The following is a 6873-nucleotide window of genomic DNA, read 5'->3' as shown; positions in this document are numbered from 1 at the left end:
CAACCCCGCAGATCACACCGTGTCGCTACACAACCTCAACCAACCTCCCTGGGCAGTACACCTAGCGCTCCGCGTCCTGGGGTGCCAGAGTCGCGGTAAGCGCAGATGATCAGCAGCCGACCGGGGGACACGGGTGAAGAGTCGAGTGGGGATACGCACCGCCAGCGCCTTGGCTCTTGCTCTACTGGGTCCGTTGGTCGTTGCGACTGCGGCATCGGCTCAACAAGTCGTGAGCGTCACCGCAGGCCCACAGTGTTCGTCGTCCGGGCAGGTGAAGAAAGCGATCTAGATTCGTTGAGCAAAGCCGCGACGCTCAACACCCCGGACGGTGAGGCGGCGCGGCGACTACTCCTGGCTTGGAGGAACACAACCAGTGCAGGACGTGCACTCGAAGGTGTGAAGGGCCTACCCGTGACGAGCTCGCCTCGACAACAGTTAGCCGCTGTCGATAGAGCAGTCCGTGCAGTAAGGGAGCAGCAGCAAACCGCCTCGCCGGCCAAGAGCACTGCGCAGTACGTGGAAAACACCCAACTAGTCCGAGCGGCGGCAGTGGATGGCCGGGATCCGAACAACTTCCCTGTCCGCGGTCTTGTCGGTTCCGGACGAACCTACTGGTAGGACATGCGACTAATCGTTGCAGCGCACTTCTGTACGCCCAGCGGCTGCGCAGCGGACACGGACCGCGTCACCACGCGCCTACGAATTGACCCCAACGCATACTCCTCAACCTTCAGCAGTACAACAGTGTACTCGTCGAATTCTGGCAATTTCGGCAACAAGCACCTTCACCTATGGTCGATCACCTCGGGTGGAGTTGGGTCCGGCGACGGGGACACGCAGGACATCAGCACAAGCCACGTCGACTACTTGCGGAACAGTCCTGCGACAAATGGCAAATACATGACCCTCGCCGTGACGTTGTGGGTCTACATGAACAGGTACCGCAGCTACACCCCCGACGGCGCCAAGAACAATGACGCAAAGTGCAACGCAAAGCCCAGCAATGCATGCAGGTACCCGTAATGACGGTTCCCAACAGCTACCCGAAAGTTGCTTGGACGCGACTGCCGTTGCACGTCGAAGCCTCAAACCGTAACGACGACTCCGCGGTCTTCGTCGATGAAGTCAGGGTCAGTCCGGAAGGACTGTTCTTCCGATGCTCGTTAAGGACGCGTCGTCCGGACGTTGCGCGGATCGAATTCGACGGTGGAACCATCTATCCCCGCGATCCAGTGGCCGACCACCTGACCGTGATCGTTGAGAACCAGGACACCTCGGAACGGATGCCCGCACATACCCAGACGACGTGGTCTGGCCGAGACGAGCGTGGTGCCTTGATCGGCGAAGCAGTGATGTGGGTTGACCAACCGATCGAGCAGCTCCCATCAACGGTGGTGCTGACTATTACTGTCACAGGTGGCCCCTAGCTTCCAAGCGTGCAGCTTGTGCTTCCATCCCGAACGATCAGCTCGACTGTCGCCAAGCGGGACAGCACCGATGTCGCCAGCTTATCCCACGATGAAGTCGGCGTGCGGCGAGAGCACACCAGCCGAAGCTGGTAGCCGGGACGTTGGCCGTGCGAATTGTGCGTCACCGGAACTGGAGAGACGGCGTGAGCGTGGTGGCTGCACGACTTGGCGTCTGTCCCCTACCCGTCGTCGCCGCGCCCCCGGCACCGACCGGGCGTCGCTGACGATCGCCGAGCTCGGCGCCGCCCCTCCGTAGCCGCACACGACTACCGGCGGTGTGGAGCGGCCCAGTCGTGCGCCACCGGCAGGATGAGCTGGTAGCGATCGCGCTCCAGCCGCCGGATCAGCGGATGCAGGTCGAGTATCCGATACCCGAGCAGTACGGCAGTTGACCGTGGAGGTTAGCCTTCTCGCAGCAGGTCGGGTGGCGCGTACTTGAGCGCTTCGTTCCGCCTCGATCGAAGCCGCTGCATGTCTTCGCGCAGTCGCGTCTCGTACTGCGGCACGGTGATGTGCTCCCCGATGCCGAGGAAGTCGATGCCCAAGATGTGGTGGATCTGGTCGTCGTCCCAGCCCGCGCGTCGTGCGGCGTGGATGAAGCTCTGCGTGGACCCGACGAGCATGTCCTGCTCGGACCACAGCACGTTCGCCCAGAGCCACAGGACAAGAGGCGGCATCGCCGGCAGGTCGCGTTGCGCCGCCGTCACTTGAAATGCGACAAGCGGCTGGAACCGTGTCGGACGCCTGCACGGGCGTGACGGTGAACCCGTCCGGGCGGGCGGAATCGCGGATCGCCAGCCGGACGACCGCGGCCCGGGTCGCGCCCCACACCGCGTCGCTACGCGCCAGTTGGGTACGGGCGGCGTACACCAACGGGCTGGTGGCGTGTTCCACCAGCACCACCTCGTCGCCGTTGGCGAGCAGCACGGAGTGGTCGATCAGCGAGGTGAAGCACATGGGGTCCCCGTGACGGCCGCCTCACCGACCGAAACCACCATGCACCCCGCCGTGCGCCTCGACGGCGTTGATCGTGGTCGACGTCGCGAAGGTCCGCCCGGCGTCGACCACAACAGTGGGCCGACCCTCGCAGACCGGGCTCGGGGCGCCTCGGCTCGGTGGGATGACGCAGGTGTCCGGCGCCGGCATGGCATCCGGCGGCTCAGGGGCCAGTTCCGGTAGCGCCGCCCCGCACACCGGCACGGACGTCGGCCGCGGCGTGGTCGGCATCTGGCCGTACCGGGGCGGACGGCTGTCGACGACCGTGGAGGAAGCCGCCTGCGCCGTTGACCAGGCCGAACCGGTTGAGGTGGCCGACAACACCGACGTGACATCGGAAGGCAGCGTCCCGCTGCCGCTCGTGCACGACGGCACGAACAGCGCCACGGCGACGACCGCAGCCGCTGCTGTGGCGGGCCGCAGCCGTCCAGGCACGCAGCACCTCCGCTTCATGGTCTTCGCAACGTGACGGGCGAGTCAGGCTGCTGCGTTGCACGAGCCGCGCTGCAGCCGTCGTCGTCGCCTACCCGGCCCGCGAGATAAACCCCGGGCAAGGCGGTGGCGACGCGGGTCCACGGCGCGGTGCGGTTCATCCGTGTTGGGGGGTGAGGACGATGCCGCCGGCGACCGCTGGTGTGGGTGTTGCGGTGGCCTTGGTGGGGTGGGTCTGGCCCCAGACGATGAGTTGGTGTCCGGTCCACACCATGGCCGGGCTGAATTCAGCGACGTTCGGTGGCGGCGGCAGTGTTGTCCAGGCGCGGCTTTTGGGATCCCAGGCAGCAGCAGCGGGGCCGACGCCGATCAGCAAACTGCCGGTCCACAGGTAGTCCGGTTGGAGGTCGTCGACCGGTCCGTGTGGCATGGGGGTGGTGCGGCCGGTGGCGGCGTCGAGGGTGAGGCCGTGCAGGCTCCGGGGGGCGGGTCCGCGGCCGGTGGGACCCCACCACGGCGGCCCGGCCGGGATGAGGATCTGGGTGCCGGTCCACCACGGCTGCGACATGCCCTGACCGGAGGCCAGGTTCAGGTCGACGGGCTGCCACTGGTGCGCCTGTGGGTCGAGCCGGAAGACGTCGATACCGAAGGTGCTGTCGAAGCTGGTGGCCTCGCCGGTGTTGTTGCGTGCCGTGACGGTGGTGAGCGACCACTTGGACCAGACCCACACGTGGTCGCCGGCAGCGACGGCGGTGAGCCGCTCCATGGGGTGCCCGGCGGGTAGCTGCAGGGTCGGAAGGCTCGTCCATGCCGTGTCGCCGGGGCGCAGCAGCCGGGCGTGGACGTTGCTGGCCGCCGACAGGGCGGCATCGCCGGTCAGCAGCACAGCGGCGCTGCCGGTCCAGACCAGCGCTCGGGAGCCCACCCGCCCGGGCCCACCCGGGGCGGCCGGAAGCCTGGATCAGGTGCCGGTCGCGGGGGTGTAGGCGGCGCCGTCGTTCAGGGGCTCGCCGAAGCCGCTCTGTCCGCCCCAGATCAGCAGCTGCGTTCCGGTCCACACTGACAGCGCCGAGGCTCTGGCGGTCAACGGGGACTGGGGCAGCAGCTGCCACTGGCCGGTCGCCGGGTCGAAGGAGGCACCGTCGGCCATCGCCGACATGGCCTGCACCGTCGGGTCCCAGCCACCCCACACCAGCATCTGCGCGCCGGTCCACGCGGTCACCGCGCCGGACCTGCCCCGGATCGGCGCCGCCGGCAGCCTCGACCACCTTTCGGAAGCCAAGTCCGCCGCGGCCACCGCCGTACCGTCAGCCGGTCGACCCAGCAATGCTCGACGGACGGGGCGAAGACACCCCGGTATCCGTCGGGACAGGTGGCGCGGAGGCGGTCACCTGGTCGGTCGGGCCGGCGCCGTGTTGTGGAAGGGCACTGTCGGTCGGTGCGGTGTGCAGGGCCGGTGGCGGGTCGGTCGTTCGCGGCGTTGCGGGCGCGTCGGCTCCGGGTTGGCTGATGGGGTATTTGCTGCTGATCACCGTGATGGCGGAGTTGATGTGCCATGGTCGGTCGTTGGTGCACGGCGGTTGCGGAGCCGCGGGAGCGTAGCCGCCACCGGTGGAGATGATGTCGCCGACTCGGGCGGCAACCTCCCCGTCGGGGTCGACGACCTCAGCTGGTCCGCTCAGCGGTTGCCGGGCGGTGAAGCCGCGTGGCCACAGCACGTCGCTGCCAGGGCCGGTCCCGATGTGGAAACAGCCTTGCGGGTCCACGGTGAGCCGGCCGAGAAGCGTGGCTACCATCGAAGTCTGCCCTGTCGCCCGGCTCTCCCACTCGGACGTGGGAAGCGTCCTCACCGTCGTGGACATCGAAGGCTCGGACGTCGTCGCGGTCGCGGCGACCGACGGCGCCGTCTCTGAGGCTGTCGGCAGCGGCAACACCGTCGACTCTCGCCTGGCCGCATCCGTGCTCGCGTGGCTGGCAGGAGCAGGTCCGGCCCGGCCGGTGCACCCGGCAAGGAGCAAGCCTGCGGCCATCGCCCACGCACGAACCCTCACGACGACCAAGACGGAACGGACCAGGCAAGGGTCGCGCGACGAAGATCCCCAGTCCTGTGAATAGCCACATTATCTGGCGTCGTTTCGCCACGTTGTTTGGCGTGCTAGGTGCCCACGACGAGCATCTGTCGGGCGGCGTGGACGGCTTCGGGCGCGAGGGTGTCAAGTCCGTTGATGGCCATGACGCGGGCGATCTGTGTCATGAGCCGTTCGATGAGGCGGAAGTTGCCGCCGGTGATGGTGGTGATCGCGTTGGCTGCTTCGGTGTCGATGGGGTCGGGCGGGGTGGTAGGTGGGGCCGAGGTGTTCCCAGTAGTGGGCCAGGACTGTGGGGACGTCTTCGGGGTCTATGGGCCGGTATTGGTGGGCGAAGCCGATACGGCTGTAGAGCTGTGGGTAGCGGGCGAGTTGCCGTTCGAATCCGGGCATGCCGATGAGGATCAGTCCGACGTCGTTGCGGTCGAAGAAGTCGCGGAGCTGCTCGAGGGCGTTGGTTTTGAGCCGGTCGGCCTCGTCGATGATGATCAGCTCGGTGAAATACGGGATGTCGATGAACTCGTCGATGTCGGGTTGGCAGTTCGGGTTGAGGGCCCTGTTGATGTCGGCGCTGAGCGAGCCGGCGAACATGTCGACCTCAAGGTGGAGTCGTCGGCCGGTGACGTGCACCAAGGGTGTGTAGAACAGGGTGCGGCTGGCGACCAGCGAGGCCCGTACGACGCCGCCGCGGCTGTACCGGTCGCGCTCCCATTCGTCGTAGTCGTCGGCGGCGGCGTAGGTGCGGGCCGAGAGGGTCTCACCCAGGCCGGGGGCGCCGTAGCAGGCGCCGATGTAACGGTGTTGGCGGACAGCGTCGGCGAACTCCACGAACCGGCGGTGCTGCTTGGTGACCTGGAAGTCGACGAGCCGGCGAGGCGGGCGGGAGCGAGGAACCCACTCAACCTGCTCTGCCATCGGCGCTGCACCTTCCGCTGGTGGGTTCAGTCTTCGCGGTACAACTTCAGACGGGGCGCCGTGGTCGCCTGCGCGGCGACCGGCTCGTCGGCGTCTGACTTACGGGTTGCCCGGGCGTGGTTCATTGAGCAGCTCGGCCAGGCTGCGGCGGGCGGTGAGGTGTGCGCGCAACTCCCGGCGGCGTTCGTTGCGGGCAGTTTGCAGGTCCTGCATGGAGATGGTGGCGGCGGCGATGTCCGGGGCGACGGCCCGGCACAGGAACGTATCTCGGTGATACACCCGGATCTCGGCCAGATCCCTTGAGTAGTACCGGATAGTCACCGCCTCCCCGATGTAGGGCGCCAGAGTGGTGGCGAAGTACCGCAGCCCGTGCAGGTGGATCCCGTCACGTTGCACCTTCCGCGGGGTCCGCACGGTCAGCAGCAGCAGACTCAATGCTTCCAACGACTCCGGCATGCGCGGCAGCCAACCCCCCGCTGTCCACCGTTGCGCCGGAGGTTGCTGCGTTTCGGGGTGCCGTCGTTGCAGATAGGTGCCGACGGCCCACTCCCCGACTGCCTCGTCCGGTTGCGTCAGCGTCAACACCGGCGGGGTGACGGGCCGGCCGTGGTTGCCCGCCGGGATGTGCCCAGGCAGGGTGGGCAGCAGCTCGGTGGTGACGGTCCCGAAGGACCGCTCCCCTTTTCCGCGGCCGCGAGGGACCCCGGGGGTGAAGTGGATCAGCTGCATCCGCAGGTCAGCGCACACCTGGACGATGTGGGTGCTGGTGAAGTCGGCGCCGTGGTCGGAGTACAGCGTCACCGGGATCCTGCACACCGGCCACCGCGGATCGGTCTTGCGCCAGATCGCCTGTCGCAGGGCCAACGCGGTCTGCACCGCGGTCGGGCTGCCCAGGAACACGGTGTATCCGGCGACCGCCCGTGAGTGGTCGTCCAAAATGACCGTCAACGCCAAAATACTTGGCAACACTCTAT

9 protein-coding genes are annotated in these 6873 nt (G+C 67.4%); 3 read left to right on the top strand and 6 right to left on the bottom strand.

What is annotated here, in order from left to right; genetic code table 11:
* Window positions 1-1022: 1022 nt before the first annotated feature.
* Window positions 1023-1427 (top strand): hypothetical protein, encoded by a 405-nt coding sequence (locus IEY37_RS20530; protein ID WP_188944799.1) that lies wholly within the window; start codon window positions 1023-1025, stop codon window positions 1425-1427.
* A 443-nt stretch (window positions 1428-1870) separates the two neighbouring features.
* Here the strand turns inward: IEY37_RS20530 and IEY37_RS20525 are convergent, their stop codons facing one another.
* Window positions 1871-2146, bottom strand: coding sequence for a hypothetical protein (locus IEY37_RS20525; protein ID WP_188944798.1), 276 nt, complete (start codon window positions 2144-2146; stop codon window positions 1871-1873).
* A 56-nt stretch (window positions 2147-2202) separates the two neighbouring features.
* Here IEY37_RS20525 and IEY37_RS20520 point away from each other — a divergent pair, with 56 nt between their 5' ends.
* The gene (locus IEY37_RS20520) at window positions 2203-2439 is read left to right on the top strand and encodes a hypothetical protein (protein WP_188944797.1); all 237 of its coding nucleotides are present in this window, start codon (window positions 2203-2205) and stop codon (window positions 2437-2439) included.
* Window positions 2440-2589: 150 nt separating this feature from the next.
* Window positions 2590-2934 (top strand): hypothetical protein, encoded by a 345-nt coding sequence (locus tag IEY37_RS20515; RefSeq protein ID WP_188944796.1) that lies wholly within the window; start codon window positions 2590-2592, stop codon window positions 2932-2934.
* 120 nt (window positions 2935-3054) lie between these two features.
* Here IEY37_RS20515 and IEY37_RS20510 read toward each other — a convergent pair whose 3' ends face one another.
* From IEY37_RS20510 to IEY37_RS20490, 5 genes are all read right to left on the bottom strand, one after another.
* A complete protein-coding gene (locus IEY37_RS20510; RefSeq protein WP_188944795.1) occupies window positions 3055-3822 on the bottom strand; it encodes a hypothetical protein in 768 nt (255 codons plus the stop codon).
* A gap of 36 nt (window positions 3823-3858) precedes the next feature.
* Window positions 3859-4119 carry a Kelch repeat-containing protein gene (locus IEY37_RS20505; RefSeq protein WP_188944794.1) on the bottom strand — a complete coding sequence of 87 codons (261 nt, stop codon included), beginning with the start codon at window positions 4117-4119 and terminating at the stop codon, window positions 3859-3861.
* 85 nt (window positions 4120-4204) lie between these two features.
* Complete coding sequence (locus IEY37_RS20500; RefSeq protein WP_188944793.1) at window positions 4205-4693, bottom strand: hypothetical protein; 489 nt, start codon at window positions 4691-4693, stop codon at window positions 4205-4207.
* A 417-nt stretch (window positions 4694-5110) separates the two neighbouring features.
* A complete protein-coding gene (locus IEY37_RS20495; RefSeq protein ID WP_188944792.1) occupies window positions 5111-5899 on the bottom strand; it encodes an AAA family ATPase in 789 nt (262 codons plus the stop codon).
* A 99-nt stretch (window positions 5900-5998) separates the two neighbouring features.
* Complete coding sequence (locus tag IEY37_RS20490; RefSeq protein ID WP_188944791.1) at window positions 5999-6847, bottom strand: Mu transposase C-terminal domain-containing protein; 849 nt, start codon at window positions 6845-6847, stop codon at window positions 5999-6001.
* Window positions 6848-6873 lie beyond the last annotated feature (26 nt).

The sequence above is a fragment of the Nakamurella endophytica genome, from assembly GCF_014646215.1.
Lineage (GTDB): Bacteria > Actinomycetota > Actinomycetes > Mycobacteriales > Nakamurellaceae > Nakamurella > Nakamurella endophytica.
This window is presented reverse-complemented; position numbering and strand designations above follow the sequence as displayed.